This is a genomic window from Paenibacillus sp. FSL A5-0031 (assembly GCF_001956295.1).
In the GTDB taxonomy this organism is placed as follows: domain Bacteria; phylum Bacillota; class Bacilli; order Paenibacillales; family Paenibacillaceae; genus Pristimantibacillus.
Window position 1 is genome coordinate 65,109 of sequence record NZ_MRTD01000010.1, and the last position, 20,968, is coordinate 86,076.

General features: G+C 45.0%; 19 protein-coding genes. 5 read left to right on the forward strand and 14 right to left on the reverse strand.

Annotated elements, in window-relative coordinates; genetic code table 11:
- Positions 1-142 precede the first annotated feature (142 nt).
- Complete coding sequence (locus BK120_RS18295) at positions 143-1,774, reverse strand: hypothetical protein (protein ID WP_076268950.1); 1,632 nt, start codon at positions 1,772-1,774, stop codon at positions 143-145.
- 210 nt (positions 1,775-1,984) lie between these two features.
- Here BK120_RS18295 and BK120_RS18300 point away from each other — a divergent pair, with 210 nt between their 5' ends.
- Entirely contained in the window at positions 1,985-2,902 is a 918-nt protein-coding gene (locus BK120_RS18300; RefSeq protein WP_179089821.1) for an amidoligase family protein, read from the forward strand.
- A 40-nt stretch (positions 2,903-2,942) separates the two neighbouring features.
- Here BK120_RS18300 and BK120_RS18305 read toward each other — a convergent pair whose 3' ends face one another.
- From BK120_RS18305 to BK120_RS18340, 9 genes are all read right to left on the reverse strand, one after another.
- The gene (locus BK120_RS18305; protein WP_076268952.1) at positions 2,943-3,323 is read right to left on the reverse strand and encodes a ribosomal maturation YjgA family protein; all 381 of its coding nucleotides are present in this window, start codon (positions 3,321-3,323) and stop codon (positions 2,943-2,945) included.
- A 7-nt stretch (positions 3,324-3,330) separates the two neighbouring features.
- Positions 3,331-4,170, reverse strand: coding sequence for a P-loop NTPase family protein (locus tag BK120_RS18310; protein WP_076268953.1), 840 nt, complete (start codon positions 4,168-4,170; stop codon positions 3,331-3,333).
- Between the two features lie 175 nt (positions 4,171-4,345).
- Positions 4,346-5,155 (reverse strand): ammonia-dependent NAD(+) synthetase, encoded by an 810-nt coding sequence (gene nadE / locus BK120_RS18315; RefSeq protein ID WP_076268954.1) that lies wholly within the window; start codon positions 5,153-5,155, stop codon positions 4,346-4,348.
- A gap of 14 nt (positions 5,156-5,169) precedes the next feature.
- Positions 5,170-5,604, reverse strand: coding sequence for a BrxA/BrxB family bacilliredoxin (locus BK120_RS18320; protein WP_076268955.1), 435 nt, complete (start codon positions 5,602-5,604; stop codon positions 5,170-5,172).
- Between the two features lie 102 nt (positions 5,605-5,706).
- On the reverse strand, positions 5,707-6,084 hold the full coding sequence (locus BK120_RS18325; RefSeq protein ID WP_076268956.1) for a DUF3905 domain-containing protein: 378 nt from the start codon (positions 6,082-6,084) through the stop codon (positions 5,707-5,709).
- A gap of 15 nt (positions 6,085-6,099) precedes the next feature.
- Positions 6,100-6,240: a hypothetical protein gene (locus BK120_RS35310; RefSeq protein WP_179089822.1), complete on the reverse strand. Its 141-nt coding sequence runs from the start codon at positions 6,238-6,240 to the stop codon at positions 6,100-6,102.
- Positions 6,241-6,321: 81 nt separating this feature from the next.
- Positions 6,322-6,774 (reverse strand): GNAT family N-acetyltransferase, encoded by a 453-nt coding sequence (locus BK120_RS18330; RefSeq protein WP_076269127.1) that lies wholly within the window; start codon positions 6,772-6,774, stop codon positions 6,322-6,324.
- Positions 6,775-6,798: 24 nt separating this feature from the next.
- Positions 6,799-8,484 (reverse strand): ATP-binding protein, encoded by a 1,686-nt coding sequence (locus tag BK120_RS18335; RefSeq protein ID WP_076268957.1) that lies wholly within the window; start codon positions 8,482-8,484, stop codon positions 6,799-6,801.
- Between the two features lie 111 nt (positions 8,485-8,595).
- Entirely contained in the window at positions 8,596-9,441 is an 846-nt protein-coding gene (locus tag BK120_RS18340; RefSeq protein ID WP_076268958.1) for an alpha/beta hydrolase, read from the reverse strand.
- A 62-nt stretch (positions 9,442-9,503) separates the two neighbouring features.
- On the opposite strand from BK120_RS18340, the gene BK120_RS18345 reads away from it, so the two are divergent.
- Positions 9,504-10,760, forward strand: coding sequence for a BaiN/RdsA family NAD(P)/FAD-dependent oxidoreductase (locus BK120_RS18345; protein WP_076268959.1), 1,257 nt, complete (start codon positions 9,504-9,506; stop codon positions 10,758-10,760).
- Positions 10,761-10,836: 76 nt separating this feature from the next.
- On the opposite strand, the gene BK120_RS18350 is transcribed toward BK120_RS18345, so the two are convergent.
- Entirely contained in the window at positions 10,837-11,247 is a 411-nt protein-coding gene (locus BK120_RS18350) for a hypothetical protein (RefSeq protein WP_076268960.1), read from the reverse strand.
- A gap of 181 nt (positions 11,248-11,428) precedes the next feature.
- On the opposite strand from BK120_RS18350, the gene BK120_RS18355 reads away from it, so the two are divergent.
- A complete protein-coding gene (locus BK120_RS18355; RefSeq protein ID WP_076268961.1) occupies positions 11,429-12,334 on the forward strand; it encodes a helix-turn-helix domain-containing protein in 906 nt (301 codons plus the stop codon).
- Between the two features lie 19 nt (positions 12,335-12,353).
- Here BK120_RS18355 and BK120_RS18360 read toward each other — a convergent pair whose 3' ends face one another.
- The 3 genes from BK120_RS18360 to xylA all read right to left on the reverse strand — a co-directional run bounded on the left by BK120_RS18360 (position 12,354) and on the right by xylA (position 17,169).
- Positions 12,354-14,069: a methyl-accepting chemotaxis protein gene (locus tag BK120_RS18360; RefSeq protein WP_076268962.1), complete on the reverse strand. Its 1,716-nt coding sequence runs from the start codon at positions 14,067-14,069 to the stop codon at positions 12,354-12,356.
- Positions 14,070-14,339: 270 nt separating this feature from the next.
- A complete protein-coding gene (gene xylB / locus BK120_RS18365) occupies positions 14,340-15,836 on the reverse strand; it encodes a xylulokinase (RefSeq protein ID WP_076268963.1) in 1,497 nt (498 codons plus the stop codon).
- A 19-nt stretch (positions 15,837-15,855) separates the two neighbouring features.
- Positions 15,856-17,169 carry a xylose isomerase gene (gene xylA / locus BK120_RS18370; protein ID WP_076268964.1) on the reverse strand — a complete coding sequence of 438 codons (1,314 nt, stop codon included), beginning with the start codon at positions 17,167-17,169 and terminating at the stop codon, positions 15,856-15,858.
- A 231-nt stretch (positions 17,170-17,400) separates the two neighbouring features.
- Here xylA and BK120_RS18375 point away from each other — a divergent pair, with 231 nt between their 5' ends.
- Complete coding sequence (locus BK120_RS18375; RefSeq protein ID WP_076268965.1) at positions 17,401-18,567, forward strand: ROK family transcriptional regulator; 1,167 nt, start codon at positions 17,401-17,403, stop codon at positions 18,565-18,567.
- 559 nt (positions 18,568-19,126) lie between these two features.
- Positions 19,127-20,875, forward strand: coding sequence for a glycoside hydrolase family 2 protein (locus BK120_RS18380; RefSeq protein ID WP_076268966.1), 1,749 nt, complete (start codon positions 19,127-19,129; stop codon positions 20,873-20,875).
- The last annotated feature ends 93 nt before the right edge of the window (positions 20,876-20,968 follow it).

The following is a 20,968-nucleotide window of genomic DNA, read 5'->3' on the forward strand; positions in this document are numbered from 1 at the left end:
ATTCACTGTCCAAATTGTATCAATGGGGGAGCTGTATCACATGACTCGTTAGAGCTATATAGTGGTGAAAGATATGTGAATCATGACTATGCAATTATGGAAAATGAAGCTTGCCTTCCGTCTTTAACAATACGCAACTCGTTTAAATTCTATATTCACTAAAATCAACCGAAAGGCCATTGATCAATTTTTCAATGCTGCCTGTTCCATCCACATTTAGCTCAAGTACGCTTTTATCATGGCTCACATACTTCACACTAAGCCTTTCCTCAGCAGACCAAGCTGGCCTATTGTTTTTTGCCTGTTCCACAAATGCCTCATAGCTGCTTATGCCTTTCTTCAACGCATCGTAACGGCTGATTACTTCGACAATTACACCGTTTTCTGAGCCTTTGCTTGTCACGATAGAGCGATCCGAACGATGTTCCAGATCATAAGGCTGCATGACATAAATCGCCAAAAACACATTCTCTGTCTGACCAACAAGCATGCCCGGCTCTTGCAGCCAATCCATACATGGCAATAACCCGATAATCGTATTGTCTTTGTCAGAAGGAATCGGATATAAAGCCATTATTGTGTTTTTATAATAGAGAACTTCCGTAAACTCGGTTTGATGCCGCAAATCTTCAACCGCATTCGCCTCTGCCGGATGGAAGAAGTAGAGTTGATTCACGCCGTTTTGCAGTCCCAATGGCAAAGAAATATCCCAGCGATGCTGCTCATTGTCAAACTCCGAGAATCGCTCCCACATTCCGCCCGCTGCAAAATCCGAAGTAATGTAAGCATAGCTGTGAAGCATGCTTGTTCCTTCATCCGTAAGCTTCGTAATCGCCTTTTTCACCTCAGTTGGCTCACTTCGATTAAGCGCCGTACGACGAGCTGTTTCAGGCGCCTCGTAAAATAAAAATCCTGCATACTCCGTCCGCGGCATTTGCTCTGGAAGCTCGAAATCACCGAATTGCACATAATCATGCAGAACATTGCTATCAAGCGGAATGTCATGCTTCTGACCGCGGCAATGAGCGCCGACAAAGGCGCCTTTCAAGTAGAATGCAGCTCGCTCATTCCAGAGAAAATCAAGCATATCGGCGAGCTCTTGTTTAATGGCTGCGTCCTCTATTTCGTACCAAGCACAAGTGAATGCCTGCACCCAATGCCAGAACCAAGGCAAGCTGTTGTATTCGGACATGCCATACTTGCGGATATGGGCTAATGTAAGCTGAAGATTGCTGCGACCATCCTCCAGCAAATCAGCATCGGCAAACATCTGTCCAAAAATCAGCTTTGCAGCTGTATATTTTGCATCGTGATGACCAAATACATTTTTATGATGGAAGAAGCCGCTTCGATAAATATGGATAAGGGCAGTATCGAATGCTTGGACTAGCTGTTCGTCAAAAAACGTCCTATAGCGTCTCGCAAAAAATGCCATCAAGCTCCCCATCAGCTCCACGGGCAACGTATTTGGCTTGGAGTCCTTCGGAACATCCTCTAGTCTAAGCGGCCAATGTCCATAAGTATCGCTTTCTACATCCTGATCTTGCAGCGTGAGCACCTCTAGAAGCACAGATTCCGCAGTTCGTTTAGCAGCCTCTCTCTCGAACGGCAGCTGTTCTGAGTTATCAACTGCAGCTGCAAACAAATAGGACGCATAATAAAAGTTATCGCGTAAATCGTGGTGGAACCATAAACCGCTGCTTAATAATGGCTGGTTATGGGCTGCAATTGCTATTTTTTGAATAATCTCTTTTTGCTTAGCTGTAAAGCTCATAATACGAATCTCCTCAATTTACCTTTTTTCTTCTAATCATATATAATTTGAATAATAAGAGATACCTCTTCATTATTTTTTTAGTTCAAAACTACAATCATTTTTTCGAATAAGGAGGACATTTTATGTTCAGAAAAAAAATCCCTCGTTAATCTCGTGGTCCGCCTCAACTCCTCTCTTTACATGGTGAAGCTTATATAAATGGAGAGGATGATGGCAATGTGGCCAAAAATCGTTGATTGGAAAGAGCTGCGCTTCGGCGTGGAAATTGAGTTTGTAGGCGGAAATCCAGAAAGCTTGGAGCTGCTGCCTGGTTGGGTTATTTCTTTGGATGAGCGGCAAATTGATGCAGAAGGTATGGAATCAGGCAGTGAGCTTAAGCCGCCTCCGATCTTGTGGGAAGAGCGTGAGCAAATTCAAATCATGTTAAACAGGCTGAGGGAACAAGGAGCAACAGCCAATTGGAGCTGCAGACTCCATGTTCATATCGGTCTCGAACCGTGGGGAGAAGATGCTGTCCTCCCGCTTATAGACGCCGCACTGGAATATCAACAAACGATCCAAGCGTTATTGAATACGAGCGAGCACCGACTGCTGTTCTGCCCGCCCGTTACTCCGGACATGCGAGAGAGCTATATTAAAAATCCAAGCGATGAAGCCGTTCTCCATGAAGGTCGTCCGCAATCTCATCGTTGTGGAATAAACACAGCGGCTTGGTTTGATATAGGCACGGTGGAAATTCGTTATGCAAATGGCTCGGTGTGTGATGAAGAAATTCTTCGTACCATTGAGCTGTGCTTGCGATTCGTAGCAGCGATAGGTGCCGGCCGTAAGCTTTCCACCGATCCCCTAAAAATGGCTCTTGAGCTTGAAGCACCTATTGATGGTTATCCTTCAGATTTACCACCGCCACAATGGTATCAAGAAAGGTGCTGGCTCGAGGAATCTCTCATTCCCATCTTGACGCCGCTGGCAGCCGAACTTGTACCGGGTGGAGAAATTCATCATATCGTACCTGTTCAAGATGGTATTATGGTTGTTATTGAGAAATCTGGAGAACACCTATTTAAATTTGTGCTAAAGCCTGCTGCTGAGAGCTGGACAGTTGTACGTCAAGTTGAATCATAAATCAAAAACCCTTCCGCCGCATTTCGGTGGAAGGGTCTTCTTATTTTTTAAAAATAAAATATCGATCAACAACTATGGCAAACATAATGCCTACGCTGTACCTGATCAAATCCACGGTCAAAAAACCGCTCCCGAGCACTAAAGCTCCAATAAACGTCCTGCGAATCTCATTGATCCAATCTGCCTGGTAGAGCTGACTAAACTCGATGCCAAAACAAAAGATGAGGCTAGCGCCAGCAGCCCAAAACAAGTTTTTGTGCACAACTATAGTACGGAAGCCATAATAAATCATACATGCCCAAAGCGCATCGCCAAAATGCTCTGCAGCAAACTCAGGCAGTGAATCTGCAAAGCTCCTTGAGCTATAGCCAAGCACCATCGTTATAACAACCGCAATCGCGTATCGTATTCTCGGTTTCATTTGAAAATCACCTGCTTAAACGATTTTGCAGATCGCTTTGGATTTGGCTGTGGATCTTGACCCAGTCCAAGCTGCTTTTATTAAACAGCATTTTATCGATCGGCAGCTCGTTTAGTATCGCTAATTCATAGGCCTTTCGCAGCTCAAGCACCTCGAGAAGACCTTGAGTTCCCTTGAGCCCTTTACTTTTGCCGTAGCCCTGCTCCGTGTAATACCAAGTAATAAAGTTTAGCCATTCTGTTGGCCGTTCAGCAATTATTGCAGGAAATGCATGTTTAAAGTCATCCTGATACAAATAGAACAACACCGGATTTAGCTGCTTAATCAAGCGGTTCAGTTCATGAATGTAGGTCGTTATTTCAACCTCGGAACAATTGTCTCGTACAAGCATGACGGTTAACGGATTTTGCAAAAAACAGCATTCCAATATGTACACTTCATCCCCGTTAATAGCCTGTCTCGAAAAATCGCTCCACTTTTCAATAATGAGCTGCTGATGCCTCTCCAAAGGGAGGTTATATACATCATAATCCCCGAAATATTCACTATTAATCGAATCTGTTTCCTTTAGCAGCTTCCCGTAATAAACGATATACCCGTCCGCCTTAGCTTCGGAATGCTTAATGATTAACTGCTGTTGCTCCGTATACTTTTGCAGCATTTGCTTATATTGTTCTTCTGTAAAATAAGCGGCGGAATCATAATCGGCCGGGTGCTCCAAATCCCCCTCCAAAAACAAGCGACTGGCAATATTCTGTTCATCTAATAGCTGTTTCACAAAACGTGCCGTACTCGTTTTTCCTGATCCGGGCAATCCTTCAACAAGGATTAACTTCGTATTATTCATGGCATTTAGCTCCTTTCACAACTACTATATTCTATCTCCCATCCGTTTCTCCTCCATCATTGGCGTCCGCTTAGCTATTCAAATGCTAGTCCACTGCAACAAAAAAAGACTGTCCCCTGCCGATTTCTCGGTTCAAGGGACAGTCTTTGTATTGCTCGAAGCTTAAGGCAGCTCATTAAATACCCGGAATCGGGGAGCGCTTATGCTCGGTTTTCAAATATTGCTTTTCAAGCTTCTCGCGAGCCTCTTCGCTAATGGACTTGCCTTCAAGATAGTCGCTGTTATCACCGTAAGTGATGCCTAGCTCGCCCTCGTCGGTTTGTCCGTCCCATAGGCCTGCCGTTGGCGCTTTGTCGAGCACGCTTTGCGGTACGCCGATATGAGAGGCCAGCTCACGAACCTGCCGTTTGTTGAGCGTACTAAGCGGAGTAACATCTACCGCTCCGTCGCCCCATTTCGTGTAAAAGCCTGTAATCGCTTCAGATGCATGATCTGTACCAACGACTAACAGATTAAGGTCGAATGCAAGCGCGTATTGCATAACCATCCGCGTTCTTGCTTTCACGTTGCCTTTGCCGCCGCGGCTCAAATGACGCGGAATGCCTAACGACTTAAAGCTATGCTCTACTTCAATCGCGATTTCATCCACAGCTTCTTCAATATTCGTCTCCGCGCGGTGCTTTAGCTGGAACGCTTCCGCTACTGCATAACTATCCGCAATATCGGATTGCTCGCCATAAGGCTGAAATACGCCAAGCGTCATATACTCGCGGCCTGTTTCAGCGCTAAGCTCATCTGTTGCCCGCTTGCAAAGACCCGCTGCGACTGCGCTGTCAATTCCGCCGCTAATCGCAATAAGCAAACCCGTTGTTCCCGAGTTCGTTACGTATTCCTTCAAGAAATCAACCCGTTTGCGAATTTCCTGCTCCGGATCGATTTGCGGCTTAACGCCAAGTCTTTGAATAATGGATTGTTGTAAGCTCATAGTTACCTTCCTAATTAGCGGCAAAACCGATCGAAAGCGTCTGTCAGATCGGCTGCAATATCCGATGCGGAACGATTTTCGATCTGGTGGCGCTCGATAAAGTGTACTAGCTCTCCATCCTTCAACAAAGCGATTGAAGGGGAAGATGGCGGATATGGAGCGAAAAACTCACGAGCTTTTGCTGTTGCTTCTTTATCTTGTCCTGCAAATACAGTGTATAAATGATCAGGAGTAATATCGTGTTGAAGCGCATCAGCCACGCCTGGACGACATTGACCTGCTGCACATCCGCAAACGGAATTAATAACAACAAGCGCCGTACCTTTTGCATTTGGCAATTTTTCTTCTACTTCTTCAGGTGTGCGAAGCTCCTGAATACCAATTCGAGTAAGATCGTCTCTCATAGGCTGCACCATATCTAACATGTATCGTTCGAATGACATCGACATCGAAACACACTCCTTTAATTACTTTATTTTAGCTACTATTATACCTTCCGTAGTCAAAATAAAGCAACCGGAGCGCTCGCACTCCGGCTGTTCTTTTTCAGCTTAAACAGGAGCGTCTTTCGGCTTGTCCAAACCATATGCCGCATTTTTGTCAGGATGAGTAAATATGCCTCCTTGCGGCTGAAGGCCCTCCTCAAAAATATCCCGATTTTCAGCGGTTAAAAAACCTACATCCTTAAAAGGATGCACCCATTCATCGCCAGCCATCACAGCTGGATCTGTTTCCTCGCTCCACTGCGACAATGGTGAATCCGGAGACTCATATTCATGATCGCCTATAACGATGCCGTGTGAGTTCACAAACGGCGCACGATTTCCTCGCCCTTCGCGAAACTGAGGCAGAAATTCGATTTCAAAAGGATCTAATGCGGGATCATCTTTAAGCATTTCATCTTCATTCTTGTGCTCATGATCTGGCATATGAACACCTCCGCGCTAAATTGAAGGACGATTAGGTCCATCAAGCTTTTTGTCAAAACCAGCGGATTCGGGTGATTTGCTGTCAGCAGCCGTATTATTTTTAGCCTGCTTCGCTTGCTCAGTCGAACGATCTTTTTCCTCATTATGCTGCGTCATTGTGAGCGCTCCTCTCGTCATAAAATGTAACCGCAATTGCCGGTTATCTTTCAGAGGTAGTATGCTCAGCTGGCGCTTTCCTTATAAATCCTGTGATAAACGAACCATATCAACAACCTGTATTCCGTTCTCATAAATCGCTTCCGGATAATGTCTAACAAAGAAGTCACGGTCAATACTCGTCATTCGAAAGCCGCATTTCTGATACAATGCAAGCTGGCTGACCCCTGAATTGCCCGTTCCAATTTCAATCGTTTTGTAGCCTAGAAGCTTTGCATATGAAATCGCATAAAGTACCATTTGCTTTCCAAGCCCTTGACCTTGCTCTGGCTCCGCTACTGCTACATTTACGATCTCGACAGTCTCGGGCCTTGTTGGCAGCAGTACAAATACTGCAATAATTTCATTGCTTATAACACCTACAAAAACTTCCCCGCGTTTTATGTATTCTTCTACGAGCTTAATCGAAGGATCTGCTAACAAGAGCAGTTCCATTGGGGGTAGTTCGTTTGCTAACAACTTACGTATTTCCATTTCCACTCTAATATGCTCCTTCATTCAACTCGCGCGTTCCTCCGGCACTGTGAAAGTAACGATAAATGCTGTACCCTCACCTTCCTTCGACTCTACGTCAATTCGGCCATTATGGCGCTCAGCGATGCTTAAGCATAACGGAAGGCCAAGCCCTGTTCCTTGCGTTTTCGTCGAGAAAAAAGGCTCGAACAAATGCTGCATTTGCTCTGGAGGTATACCGACACCCTGATCGGCAATCCGCAGCTCAATTTTATTCCCATTATTACGAGTACTAATATGTAATGAGCCCTTATTGTCCATAGCTTCCATTCCGTTACGGGCAATATTAAGAAAAAGCTGCTTAATCTCTCTGTCGTTCATCATAATTAAAGGAATATCTTCGCAAAGGCTCACTTCAATAGATTGGCCTCGCAAATTCGCATCCGCACTAAGCAGCGGTATAAGTTCATTAACAACATCATGCAGCGAAGTCAGCTCCATGGCTAGTTCCCTATTTTGAGCAAGCGATAGAAAATCACTAATAATCATATTCGCACGATCCAGCTCATCGATCACAATCTGAAAGTATTCCTCTTGATTTTTTGGACTGCGCTCCTGAATCAATTGGACAAAGCCGCGAATAACCGCCATCGGATTGCGAATTTCATGAGTGATGCTTGCTGCCATTTGACCTATCAGGCTTAATCGTTCCATTCGCCCAACCTCACTCTGCAGTTGACGAAGCTCCGTTACATCCTGAACGATAAGTGATGCGCCTGCATTTTCAGCATTAACCGATGTACGCATCGAAATCGTCGACAAAAGAAGCATTTTATCGCCGCTAACGTACGGAACGAGTGTGTTCTTCCTGCCGTTTAACGCCTGAGAAAGCAGCTTTATGCAGACATCGCCATGTCCGTCCTGAAAAATAAGCGGGAAGGCGACGCCCAGCAAATCCTTCACTTCCGAATCCTTTGAAGGAAGACTGAGAACTGTTTTGGCTATATCATTAAAATGTGTGATTTTCCCTTCACGATCAACAATGACTACCCCAAATGAAGTCTCATCTATAAATTGCTGAAGCTTCTCCACTTCATTGCTATAATTAACCGACATTCGTTTCACTTCATCATAGAGCTGCTGCTTCTCTTTAACATTTTCGATCATAAAGATAGAGAGCCAGGTTGCCATTAATGATGCACAAACAGAGATCAACTGCACGTAAATCATCACATTCGACCACCAAATACCATTAAATAACATAATTCCAGTAACGGAAATAATGTAGTATAGAATCAAAATGGACATGATCACTAAGCCCCTGCGTTTTTTCTGTTCTTTGCCTAAAACAGAGGTACGCTGGAAAGATGGAATCGCATACAACATCAGCGGGACAAAACCAATGACAAAAATAATAAAGTTAATGACTTCCAAGCTGCCTTCGAGCATAGATACTCTTACTGCAATGTAGATGACGGTTAAGACGGCTAATGTAGGTACGCCTCCATAGAGAGAACCTATTACATAAGGAATGAGACGAAAATCGACTTCATAACCTAATAAATCAGGAGCAGTCACCATACACAATACCATCGATCCACCGCAAAATAGGCTCATAAAAATAGGTATTCCCTTCCATCTCTGGTCTTTGTCGTACCAAAGCTGAAAGGCGAAAACAGGCAATAAGGACACAATGAATTGTAAGAGCAATTCCTTTAACACAGACGTCACGTCCGATCCCCCTACTACGCTCTGAATCTATTCCATATTATGTTTTTTACGTAAAATAGCTTTGTATTTGAATCCATCTATTAATCCGATTAAAACATAAAATACCTCTATTTACAATTGTTCTTCTAACCAATCAATTAGCTCTTGAACAGCCTCTTTCCCCTCCACGTCATTGTGCAACTCATGATACCCGCCATCCCAGCGTCTAAAAGAACATTGGTCTCCGATTCGCTCAGCAACAAGCGCGCTTGCTTCAAAGGATGTTACGCGATCTGAAGTGCCGTGCATAAGCAGCAGCGGTACCTGCAGGCTGGATGCATGAGCGATCGCCCACTCGCCGGCAGCGGTAATCTCCATATAGGTTTGGAGTGTAATTTTGGTATGACATAACGGATCTTCCACGATTGGCGCAGCAAGGTCATAGCCAGGACGAAATAAATCGGCAGGATTTAAGCCTGTAGATTGGTGCATCGTCGGGACAACCGCTGCCAATTTGCGTCCAAACCACTCCACAGCTGGATGCGGTTTGAATGCAAGCCTAAGCCAAGGGCTTGTCAGTATGAGTCCGCGAATTGGAGGCTGAAGTCGCAGCGCACAATTAAGCGCCACATTGCCTCCCATACTGTGGCCGTATAAGAAGACCGGCGTTCCAGGGTGCCGTTTGCCAGCCTCTTCAATCATAAGCGCTGCATCGCTTACAGCTGCGCCAAGTGAATGCAGATGCCCCCGTTTGCCTGAAGAGCGGCCATGGCCTTGCTGATCCAGCGCTATAAGTACAAAGCCAGCAGCAGTAAGCTGAGCTGCTACATGTCCATAACGATCGCCATGCTCCCCCATCCCGTGTACGAGACAGACAACAGCTTTTGTCTCTAACGTCTCTAACGTTTCTGACGTCCATTCCCGCAAAAATATTTGCGAGCCCTTAGCGCCAGTTATGACCCATTCATCTCGCAGCATTCAAACGCCGCCTTTCTTTTGTGGTATTATAATACTACTAATAATATAGCAGGTGGAAAGCGATGCAATATGATGCAATTGTAATTGGTGGAGGCTCCGCGGGACTAATGGCGGGTATTGCTGCAAGCAAGGAAGGCGCTAAAGTGCTTCTCCTAGACAAAGGCGATAAATTAGGACGCAAACTCGGCATATCCGGCGGCGGCCGATGCAATGTAACGAATAATAAAGAACTGGATGAGCTGATCAAGCATATTCCCGGTAATGGGCGTTTTCTTCACAGTACATTCTCTAATTTCAACAACAAGGATATTATCGCCTTTTTTGAGAACCTTGGCATTGCTTTAAAGGAAGAGGATAACGGGCGCATGTTTCCCGTATCAGATAGAGCTAAAACGGTGGTAGATACGCTTGTTAACCAAGTACGCAAACAAGGTGTCAAAATCATACTGAACGCTCCTGTCGATCATATCATGTATGACAATGGAAGGGTCACAGGCGTGCGTACAAAAGCTGGTGAAACATTCCGTGCCCGCAGTGTCATCGTAGCTTCCGGCGGCAAGTCCGTGCCCCAGACCGGCTCAACCGGCGACGGTTATGCATGGGCAGAAAAAGCCGGACATACGATAACTGAGCTTTTTCCAACTGAGGTTCCGCTTACGTCAAATGAGCCATTCATTGTAAGCAAGGAGCTGCAAGGACTATCTCTGAGGGACGTTGCGCTGTCGGTTTGGAACCCAAAAGGGAAGCAGATTATTGAGCATCAAGGCGATATGCTATTTACGCATTTCGGTATTTCCGGACCTATTGTGCTAAGATGCAGTCAATTTGTAGTGAAAGCTCTTAAGCAATTTAAGACGGGCAATATTGAGGTTGCGATTGACTTAGTGCCTGATAAAAGCAAAGACGAGGTCTATAAGGAAACATTGAAACTCTCCGAGCTTGAACCGAAAAAAACGATTAAAAATGTCCTTAAAGGTTATTTGCCGGAAAAAATGATACCAATTTTGCTTCAAAAGGCTGGATTGCCGGATACCCTTACTTATGACAATATTCCAAAACAGGACTGGATAGCCCTTTCGCTGCTGATCAAACATTTTCCGATTAGAGTGTATGGCTCCTTATCCATTGAAGATGCTTTCGTAACCGGCGGAGGCATTCAGTTAAAAGAAGTCGATCCAAAGACGATGCAATCCAAGCTCATGAGCGGTTTGTTTTTTTGCGGAGAAATATTGGATATTCATGGCTACACCGGAGGCTACAACATTACTGCGGCTTTCTCCACAGGTTATACGGCAGGACTTCATGCTGTCATTCAGTAAGGATATAAAAAGGCTGTCAAACGTCGTTAAACGTTGAGACAGCCTTTTTTAATGCAATTATGTACATGAAGTACGTCTAAATTCGAACATCCCCTGAAAAATGATCATACGTCCCGGGATCAGGAAGAAATTCCTCGGAATAATCCGCAGCTTCATCCCGATTGTGCAGCTCCTCAGCATCATTGCCTTGTCCATCGGTTGCAGCCCAGTCCTCATTCACAAGATGTGCCGGAATTGCAATCGCATCAAGCGAGTATGCAGTGCCGGTAACTGCGTTCGCATCGATATTCGCTTGCTCGACGAGCTGCCCCCCATGTGATTGTGCAATTTCGAGTGCTGAAGTTAGATCGCTTCCTTCTAAATGTACATGCATGCTGCTGCCTTCATGAAGAACCGTCTCATATCCGAGCTCCCTCAGCGTCTCGCAAGCAAGAGCTGCACTTTGAGCATCGTTAAAATCAAACAATAAGGCTGAGTTCGTAGACAATAGCGATCATCCTTTCTAACGTTTTGTTTAACATACCCTATTCATACAAAATCATGTAAAAAAAGAATACGGAAAGGCGTCATGATATATAATTACAAATAACTATTTTATTATGTTATGTTTTATGACATAATCATTACATAAATGTGCAGCTAGGCTATTGATAAGGAGGATGTCATCGATGAACCATTTATTTTATTTACTTTCAGATCCTATGCTTATCGTCGAGTGGGACGAATCCCGTTGGTCTATTGTAGACGTCAATCAAGCTTTTGCAGCTTTTTCCGGTTTTAAGAAATCAGATCTTATGCTCCTCGATCCATCTACTATTATATCGACGGATGAGACAACTCTCTCCTTTGATGAAGCCGTACATCAACTTGCTGATGAGCAAGCCCTATCACCGCTTCTTGAATGCAAGCTTGTCACGAAGTCATCGACTCCTGCAGATATACGTTTGTCCTGCCGCAAGCTCCAGCTCGAAGACCGCATTGTTTATGTCATCATTTGCAAGGATTTACGGGAAGCCAAATGGATTGACGAATATATTTTGCATCATAAAATAATGGTATCTACCGTTGTGAATGAGCGCTATAACATTATGAGCTTTAAGCATTATTACGCTCCAGTGCAGCAGCCGTCCTCTTCCTATTTAAACAAATCCATATTTGAGCTTGTTCCAGACCATGAACGAAGCAAGCTTAAGCGAGTATTAGAATATGCGAAAAACAACCGAACAGCTGAATCCGTGGACTTCCATCTTAAGCTTGGGGATCGTTGCTATAATGCTGATGCGGTTGTTCAGCCGTTTTACAATGGCAATCGGTCCTTAAAAAACTTTGTTGTCATATTAACCAGCCTTCATATGAATAATCAGGATGAGGACCCCTCCTACAAGCTTCGTATGCTTATGCTCAGTAAAAATATATCCGTCACTTCTCTCGCTCAGTCAACGCTTATCTCTCTTACGACCATTTCCAAAATACGCAATGGGAAAATAAAAAAGCCCCAGCGTCTAACGGCAGAATTGATCGCCGGAGAGCTGGGTGTTAGACCCGAAATGATATGGAGCAGCTATAAACGATAATAGCTGCTCCACGTTTTATTTACAGCTTGAATTTTTGAGCCACTTCGTTCATTTCCATTGCAATTACACTCAAGCCGTTAGCTGATGATGATATTTCCTCTGCTGACGCATACTGCACTTCCGAGGATGCAGAAACTTCGCCGGCAATAGCGGAGGTTCTAGAGGCAATTCCTGTCATTTGGGAAATGGATGAATTGACCTCCCGTGCACTTGCTGCCAGCTGCTCCGAGGAGGTCGCTGCCTCCTGAATTTTTTCAAGCACATCTCTTGAAGCATGTGCGATTTGAATGAATGCATCTCCTGCATCTGTTATGCTCGCCAGTCCTTCTATCGATTCAGCTTCACTCATTCTCATCGCCTTCACGGCAGTTTCTGTATCATTCTGAATTTCATTGATCAAATCCTGAATTTTTACAACAGATTCCGCTGACTGTGTAGAGAGCTTGCGCACTTCTTCCGCTACAACCGCGAAGCCCCTTCCATGCTCTCCCGCTCTTGCCGCCTCAATCGCAGCGTTCAGCGCCAGCAGATTTGTCTGCTTTGAAATATTTCCAATCAGCTCAGATATGGCTCCAATATTTCGGGTATGCGCTGCGAGCTGCTGTACTTGCTCAGCTGACTGGCGTACTGCCATATCAATCAACGTCATCTTGTTAACCACCGTCTCAATTAACTCGCCGCCCGTCCGTGAACGATCTACCGCAGCGACTGACAGTTCAGATACATAGGAACTTGCTGCTGCAATCTGCTGTACACCAAGAGCCATTTCTTCTGAGGCGCGGCTTATATCTAGAAAGCTATGCAGTTGCTCCTGCGAGCCTGCGGCTACCTCTCGAAAACTGTTCATTGCATGCTGCGCCGAGTTGCGATTTTGCTCTGAAATAGCCAGCATCTCTTCTGATGAAGCGGTTATGTTCATCGAAGCATGCTGTACGCTCGTAATGGCAGAACGGAGAGAGGCAAGCATTTCAGCGGAAGCACTGACCATATCTCCAATTTCATCACGATTTTTCACTTTCGGGACAATAGCGGATAAATTTCCTTGGGCTACCTCCGAAAGGACTTGCGCCGTTTTCTGAATCGGAATGGCGATCGCTCTGCGAACGTACCAGATAAGAAATCCGACAAGTACCGTTGCCGCTGCAAGACCGCTAATGATCTCAATGTTGTTCTGATTATGTATATCCCCGCTAACGTTTACCGCTCTATCTGCTCCTTCACGATTAAGCCGAATGAGCGTATCTGTAAAGGTCTGCATCGCCTTGAACGACTGCTCGGACTCTGCCAAAGCTGCATCTAAAATTTCTTCATTGCTGGGCTGCGCAGCTGCGAGCATCACTTTTTTGTAGATTTCGATATATGACTTCCATTCGTTATTCAACGATTGTGAAAAGTTCATATCCTCTTCCTTGTAACGGTTTGCGCTATATGTCTTGAACAGCTCGTCGATGGAGCTGATCGTAACTTCCCCATCGGCTGCCAGCATTTCCTTCTTAAGCGGCTCTTCGGTCGTCGCAGCTTTAAGCTGCAACGTAAATAAATGCTCTGTTAAATAATTGATTCGATGGATCGTTTCAATATTGGGCATCCATGTTTCGGATATCACCGCTGCTTGCTTATTCATATTCTCAGTCATACTAAATACTAATAACCCATTTAATAACAAAATAATTAAAATACTCAAGAAGGAAACGGTTAACTTTCTGCTTACGGTCATGCGCATGCTTCGTTTCATAGGGATATCCTCCTCAAGAGTTGGCAATCACTAATCTATCAATCTTTACAAAATAGTATAACTTATAATGGTAATAGGACTAAAGATTTATTTTTTTATTGTAATAGGGCTTAAAGACTCATTCCCTTCAACTAAAGAACCATTGCTCTCATTCATGAATGTTAGTTTAAATGTTTTAATAAAAGGCACTTTTCTGAAGCATTGGCCAAAAAAAAAAGAAAGGACCGTCACCCTCAAATCGAGGATAACAGTCCCTTCTATTGTGTACGACTAGCCGCGATAAGGCGCTAGCGCCTCATTTAAGCCTTTTGTTTGTTCATAAACCTGCTGGTACACTTTGAAAATGCCTGCATAAGCAGCAACCGCTTCAGGCTGCGGCGAATACGAATCTGCATGCTTAACGAATTTATTTGCACAGGACTCCAAGCTATCGAACCAGCCTGCACCATATGCAGCTAGCATCGCAGCGCCTAAACCAGGTCCTTGCTCATTCTCTAACGCGACAACCTTAGCATCGAAAATATTAGCCTGCATTTGCAGCCATACTGGGTTCTGCGCGCCGCCGCCGATCGAAATGATCGTATCGACCGTCTTGCCGGCGCGTCTAAACATATCGACTGACTCATTAAGCGAGAAAGTAATGCCTTCCATAACCGCACGAGCAAAATGAATGCGTTCATGTGATCCGTCAACGCCGATAAAGCTTGCACGAATGAGCGGATCTGCATGTGGAGTACGTTCGCCAACGAGATATGGCGTGAACACTAGTCCGCCAGCGCCCGGCTTCACTGCACCTACACCTTCGAGCAACTGATCAAAGGATTCATTCGGAGCGAATGTTTTCTTAAACCAGCTTAAGCTGTAGCCAGCAGCAAGCGTAACTCCCATTGCATAAAACGAGTCCTCTTTGCCGTGATTAAAGAAATGCACCTTGCCTGCAAAATCCTTTGTCTTGTCATTCTCGTAAGAGAGAATAACGCCGGAAGTACCAATGCTGCAAAGCGTTAACCCTTCGGATAAAATACCTGAGCCAATCGCTCCGCATGCATTATCCGCTCCACCCGCGAACACCTTCGTCGTGCTTGGCAGCCCCGTGCTGTCAGCATACTGCGGCAGCAGCGTACCTACGAGATCATGCGACTCAACAAGCGGTGGACAAAATTGTGCCGGAATTCCAAACGCTTCAAGCACTTCTTCGCTCCATGCTTTGCCAGCCACATCAAGAAGAAGCGTTCCCGCCGCATCGGAGTAATCCATATGAAGCTCGCCTGTTAAGCGGTAGCGAAGATAATCCTTCGGAAGAAGGAACAGCTTTGCCTTGGCGAAGGCATCCGGCTCGTTCTCGCGAACCCATAAAATTTTTGGAAGCGTAAAGCCCTCCAAAGCTGGATTGCGAGTAATGCTAAGCAGCTTGTCTCCAAGCGTGCGTTCGATTTCACGGCATTGCCCCGTTGTACGTGTATCATTCCATAAGATAGCGTTGCGAACAGGGTTTCCTTCACCGTCCAGCAGTACAAGTCCATGCATTTGGCCGGAGAAGCTAATCCCTTCAATTGAATGGGCATCGATGCCTGCTGTTGATGTCAATTCACGCAAAGCCTCAACTGTACCTTCTACCCAATCATCTGCCCGCTGCTCGCTCCACCCGGAGTAAGCATGAAACAGCGGGTAGCTGCGGGAGACTTCCCCAGCTACCGTGCCATCACGGTCAACAAGCAGCACTTTAACGGCGCTCGTTCCTAAATCTATACCGATTACATAGCTCATTTGTCAGAGTCCTCCCGACTTAAACGCTGAAAATAACTTCGCTCAAGATAAGGCGGATTCGTTCTTGACGTCCGGACTCATTTTTAATTGGATTGTTTTGAAGCGCATATTGCTCAAGTGAAGCAAGCGTTGCTTTGCCGGAAACGATATCCGCGCCGATGCCCTCTTTAAAGCTGCGGTAACGGTTGTCAACGATGTTGTCGAGAATTTTCTCTTCCGTCAATTTGGCAGCTGCTTTCAAGCCCCAAGCGAAGCTGTCCATACCAGCGATGTGAGCAAGGAACAGATCATCCGTTTCGAATGATGCACGGCGAACCTTCGCATCGAAGTTAACGCCGCCGCGGCCAATGCCGCCAGCTTTCAATACTTCAAACATCGTTAGTGTAGTTGAATATAGATCAGTTGGGAATTCATCTGTATCCCAGCCAAGAAGCAGGTCGCCTTGGTTCGCATCAAGCGATCCAAGCATGCCGTTAATTGCTGCCGTACGAATCTCGTGCTCGAACGTATGGCCAGCAAGCGTAGCATGGTTCGCTTCAAGGTTAAGTTTGAAATGATCCTTCAAGCCGTATTTTTGCAGGAATGAAATCGTTGTTGCTGCGTCATAGTCGTACTGATGTTTAGTTGGCTCTTTTGGTTTCGGCTCGATCAGGAATTGCGCATCGAAGCCAATTTCCTTCGCGTAAGCGATTGCCATATGATACAAGCGTGCTAGGTTGTCAAGCTCAAAGCCCATGTCCGTGTTAAGAAGCGTTTCGTAACCTTCGCGGCCGCCCCAGAAAACGTAGTTTTCAGCACCAAGCTCTTTACCCACTTCAAGACCTTTTTTGAGCTGCGCGCCAGCATAAGCATATACGTCAGCATTGCAAGTTGTGCCAGCGCCATGAACAAAACGCGGATTCGTGAACATATTAACAGTGTTCCAAAGCAGCTTTTTACCAGAGGATTTCATGTTGTCCTTCAATAAAGCTACGATAACATCAAGATTTTTGTTCGTTTCTTGCAGCGTTTCTCCTTCAGGTGCAATGTCCACATCGTGGAAAGCAAAGAAAGGAATATTCAATTTAGTCATGAATTCAAAGTTAGCTTCAACACGCGCTTTCGAGCGGTCAAGGCCTGTATATTGATCCCAGCCGCGAACCATAGTAGCTGATCCGAATGGGTCCGAACCATTCGCATTAAATGTATGCCAGTAAGCAACTGCGAAGCGAAGATGCTCTTCCATCGTTTTGCCCATAATAACTTGGTTTGGATCGTAATGTTTGAATGCAAGCGGATTGTCTGAGCCCTTACCTTCAAATTGGATTGTGTTAATATTTTTAAAATAAGTCATCGTAATCAAAATCCTCCTTCATGGATTAGAAGTTTATGAGAGTGCTTACATAAAGAATAACATGCCTCCACTTAGTTTGTCTATTAAACAAACTAAGTTTTTGTGTTAAAATAAATGCAGTACTTATTTGGCTTAGATGTCTCAAAATCCGCATCCCCATCTAGTAGGCTCTAGATTAAGCTTTTCATGATACAATAATAAATATTTTTATTTGGACGGAGGCATTCTTTTTTGAAAAGGAAACCAACAGGCGACTTAGCGCTCATCAAAAAAATAAATACAGCCATCGTGCTTGAAGCGGTGCTTGGTTATGCCCCGCTCTCTCGAGCTCAAATATCGGAGTTCACGGGATTAAATAAGGCAACCGTTTCCAGTCTCGTTCAGGATTTGATCGACACCCATCTCGTCGTTGAGAATGGTCCCGGGCTATCCAGCGGCGGGCGCAAACCTGTCATGCTGCTCTTTAATGGTACGGCCGGTTATGCTGTCGGCATCGATCTGGGTGTCAATTATATTCGCGGCCTGCTCGTAGACCTCGAAGGCAATGTGATTGCAGAGCAGCAGCGCAGTCTGAAGCAGCAGGATGCCGATCATGTAATTGGGCAGTTAATTTCATGTATTGAGCTGCTTATTAATGATGCGCCGGAGAGCTCATACGGAATTGTCGGAATCGGCGTCGGTGTACCAGGTATCGTGGATGACAATGGCACGATTCTTTTTGCCCCAAACTTAAAATGGCGACAAGTTGAGCTGCAGCAGCAGCTCGAAGAGCGTTTCAACCTTCCCGTTACGATAGACAATGAAGCGAATGCGGGCGCGCAAGGAGAGCAGAAATACGGGGCAGGACGAGGCATCGCCAACCAAATTTATGTCAGCGTCGGGATTGGTATTGGAACAGGCATTATTTTGAACAAGGAATTATATAAGGGCGCGTCAGGATTCTCAGGTGAGCTCGGCCATCTCTCGATTGAGTATGACGGCAAGCCTTGCAGCTGCGGCAATCGGGGCTGTTGGGAGCTATATGCTTCGGAGAACGCTTTGCTTGAGAGTACAGCATCGTTAGGCTTTGAGAGCTTGGAGGATCTGCTGCTTGCTGCAACAGCTGGAGATGAACGCGTTATCGCGCATATACGCTCGATTGGCGATTATTTAGGCGCAGGCATTGCTAATATCGTCAACGTATTTAATCCTGACGTTGTCATTATTGGCAACCGTATGAGCCGTGCTGCTCAGTGGCTGCAGCCAGCCGTACAAGCTGCCGTCGATCAGCGCACACTTTCGTATCATCGCGAACGTATGCGAATCTTGTTTGCAGAGCTTCAAGAGCAGTCTGCTGTGCGCGGCGCGGCATATTACGCGATTAGCACGTTTTTCACGAAGATTAAGAGCGGGCAGTAGCATCTTTATGCATTGCTAAACATTGCTAAACAAAAAGTTTTTTCTCAAAGCTTGCAGCAGATCAACTCTGATGCAGGCTTTTATTAACAGGACTGCGTTAAAATAATATTCATCCGGCATGATCAGCTCCTTTTCCCCCTCTTTATTTCTCTTTGCACGATACCTCTCGGAAAATATTAATTGCTTACATTTAGGTTTAATACGGCTACTTAGGTTATTGTATGGCTGTAACTATGATTAGTATTTTTAATCAGTAATGTTACTCAGTAATGTTACTCAGTAGTATTGATCAGTATTATTATTCAGTATTTTTATTAAGTATTTTTATTAAGTATTTTTATTAAGTATTTTTATTAAGTTTCGTTAATCAGTTAATAGTATCGATTTATTACCATCTTCTTTTAGATTGGTGTTTTAAACAGGCATTATATTAATTTATAAGTTAATTACAAAAGATTAAAATTAATTATTTATTGACAATTCGGTCAAATATTCATTAAAATCAATAATATAAGAACTTATTATTAACTTTTAAATTAATATAATGGAGGAATGAAAAATGGAACAGCAGCAAATCCCTCGCCCTGAATACCCAAGACCTCAGTTTACTCGAGAGTCATGGCTCAATTTAAATGGTGAATGGCAATTCGAAATGGACCCTGGAAAAAGCGGTATCTCGCGCGGATTAAACCAAGACGAGCAAAAGCTAACTCAACGCATCATCGTCCCCTTTTGTCCAGAAAGCCGGCTGTCAGGCATTGGGCATACAGATTTCATTCCAGCCGTTTGGTACAAACGAAGCTTCAAGCTTCCTGACAACTGGAACGGCGGACATACATTATTGCATTTTGGAGCGGTAGACTACGAGGCTCAGGTTTGGGTTAATGGCAAACATGTAGGCAAGCATCGAGGCGGTTACAGCTCTTTCTCATTCAATATTACAGATGCCCTGCAGCAAGGTGAAAATGTGGTTACCGTATATGCCGAGGATGATACTCGCTCTGGCTTACAACCGCGCGGCAAGCAGAGCGGTACCTACCATTCACAAGGCTGCGACTATACCCGCACGACTGGCATATGGCAAACAGTTTGGCTTGAGCATGTGTCGGAAACATATATAGAATCCTGCCGTTTCGTTCCAGACCCGGAGAACAGCTGCCTGCACGTAACTGCCAAGCTGTCTGGAAACACAAAAGATGTAGAGTTCCGCTGTAATGCGCTGCTCGATGGCCTGTTGGTAGGAAAGCAAACGGCAAACGCCGGCTCTATGTCCGTTTCATTAACGCTGCCCCTCTCCCAAATCAAATTATGGAACACCGATTCACCTGTTCTTTATGATCTGGAGCTTGAACTCATTCGTGATGGCGAAGTATTGGACTCAGCTTCCTCATATTTCGGTTTGCGTTCCATTCAATTGGATGGCAAGGCGTTCCGTATTAATGGCAAATCCGTATTCCAACGGCTCGTTCTTGATCAAGGCTTTTATCCTGAAGGCATTTATACAGCACCTACTGACGATGATTTAAAACAAGATATTGAAATGTCGCTCGCACTTGGTTTCAACGGTGCAAGATTGCATGAGAAAATGTTCGAGCCTAGATTCCTATATTGGGCAGATAAGCTTGGATATTTGGTATGGGGAGAGCATGCTAACTGGGGTCTCGATATATCAACTGCTGCCAGCCTTGCTCAATTTCTACCGGAATGGATTGAGGGTGTGGAACGAGACTTCAACCATCCAAGCTTGATCGGATGGTGCCCATTTAATGAAACTTGGGACTCATCGCGCGGCACTCGTCAAGATAATGACGTACTTCGCGTCGTTTATGAGACGACTAAAGCTATTGATCCAACGCGTCCGGTCATCGATACAAGCGGCAACTTCCATGTTGTAACGGACATTTTTGACGTCCACGATTATGATCAGAATCCTGTTACATTCAGGGAACGTTATCAGCCGTTTGCCGAGAAAGGCGAGGCGTGGGTATCCTTCCCCGACAGACAAAGCTATAACGGCCAACCTTATTTCGTCAGTGAGTATGGCGGAATTTGGTGGAATCCTAATCAGTCCGACGAGAAAAGCTGGGGCTACGGGGATCGTCCACAAAGCGTCGAGCAATTTATTGAAAGATATGACGGCTTGACCAGTACTCTTCTTGAGAATCCTAATATGTTCGGGTTCTGTTATACACAGCTTTATGACGTGGAACAAGAAGTGAATGGGCTTTATACTTATGATCGACAACCGAAGTTTGATGTTGAACGAATTAAAGCGATCAACAGCAAAAAAGCCGCTATCGAGGATTAGTGCTCATTAATCTCAAACAAAAAACAGGCATGCTGCGATGGCAGCATGCCTGTTTTTATAGCTTTTCTACTTACAAATGACCTAGTAACCCGC

What these genes read in the sequence shown, in the direction of transcription:
- BK120_RS18310 (WP_076268953.1), bottom strand. Translation starts at nt 4,170, where the DNA reads ATGAATAATACGAAGTTAATCCTTGTTGAAGGATTGCCCGGATCAGGA.
- BK120_RS18380 (WP_076268966.1), top strand. Translation starts at nt 19,127, where the DNA reads ATGGAACAGCAGCAAATCCCTCGCCCTGAATACCCAAGACCTCAGTTT.
- BK120_RS18355 (WP_076268961.1), top strand. Translation starts at nt 11,429, where the DNA reads ATGAACCATTTATTTTATTTACTTTCAGATCCTATGCTTATCGTCGAG.
- BK120_RS18300 (WP_179089821.1), top strand. Translation starts at nt 1,985, where the DNA reads ATGATGGCAATGTGGCCAAAAATCGTTGATTGGAAAGAGCTGCGCTTC.
- BK120_RS18345 (WP_076268959.1), top strand. Translation starts at nt 9,504, where the DNA reads ATGCAATATGATGCAATTGTAATTGGTGGAGGCTCCGCGGGACTAATG.
- BK120_RS18360 (WP_076268962.1), bottom strand. Translation starts at nt 14,069, where the DNA reads ATGAAACGAAGCATGCGCATGACCGTAAGCAGAAAGTTAACCGTTTCC.
- BK120_RS35310 (WP_179089822.1), bottom strand. Translation starts at nt 6,240, where the DNA reads ATGACGCAGCATAATGAGGAAAAAGATCGTTCGACTGAGCAAGCGAAG.
- BK120_RS18320 (WP_076268955.1), bottom strand. Translation starts at nt 5,604, where the DNA reads ATGTCGATGTCATTCGAACGATACATGTTAGATATGGTGCAGCCTATG.
- xylB (WP_076268963.1), bottom strand. Translation starts at nt 15,836, where the DNA reads ATGAGCTATGTAATCGGTATAGATTTAGGAACGAGCGCCGTTAAAGTG.
- BK120_RS18295 (WP_076268950.1), bottom strand. Translation starts at nt 1,774, where the DNA reads ATGAGCTTTACAGCTAAGCAAAAAGAGATTATTCAAAAAATAGCAATT.
- xylA (WP_076268964.1), bottom strand. Translation starts at nt 17,169, where the DNA reads ATGACTTATTTTAAAAATATTAACACAATCCAATTTGAAGGTAAGGGC.
- BK120_RS18330 (WP_076269127.1), bottom strand. Translation starts at nt 6,774, where the DNA reads ATGGAAATACGTAAGTTGTTAGCAAACGAACTACCCCCAATGGAACTG.
- BK120_RS18305 (WP_076268952.1), bottom strand. Translation starts at nt 3,323, where the DNA reads ATGAAACCGAGAATACGATACGCGATTGCGGTTGTTATAACGATGGTG.
- nadE (WP_076268954.1), bottom strand. Translation starts at nt 5,155, where the DNA reads ATGAGCTTACAACAATCCATTATTCAAAGACTTGGCGTTAAGCCGCAA.
- BK120_RS18325 (WP_076268956.1), bottom strand. Translation starts at nt 6,084, where the DNA reads ATGCCAGATCATGAGCACAAGAATGAAGATGAAATGCTTAAAGATGAT.
- BK120_RS18340 (WP_076268958.1), bottom strand. Translation starts at nt 9,441, where the DNA reads ATGCTGCGAGATGAATGGGTCATAACTGGCGCTAAGGGCTCGCAAATA.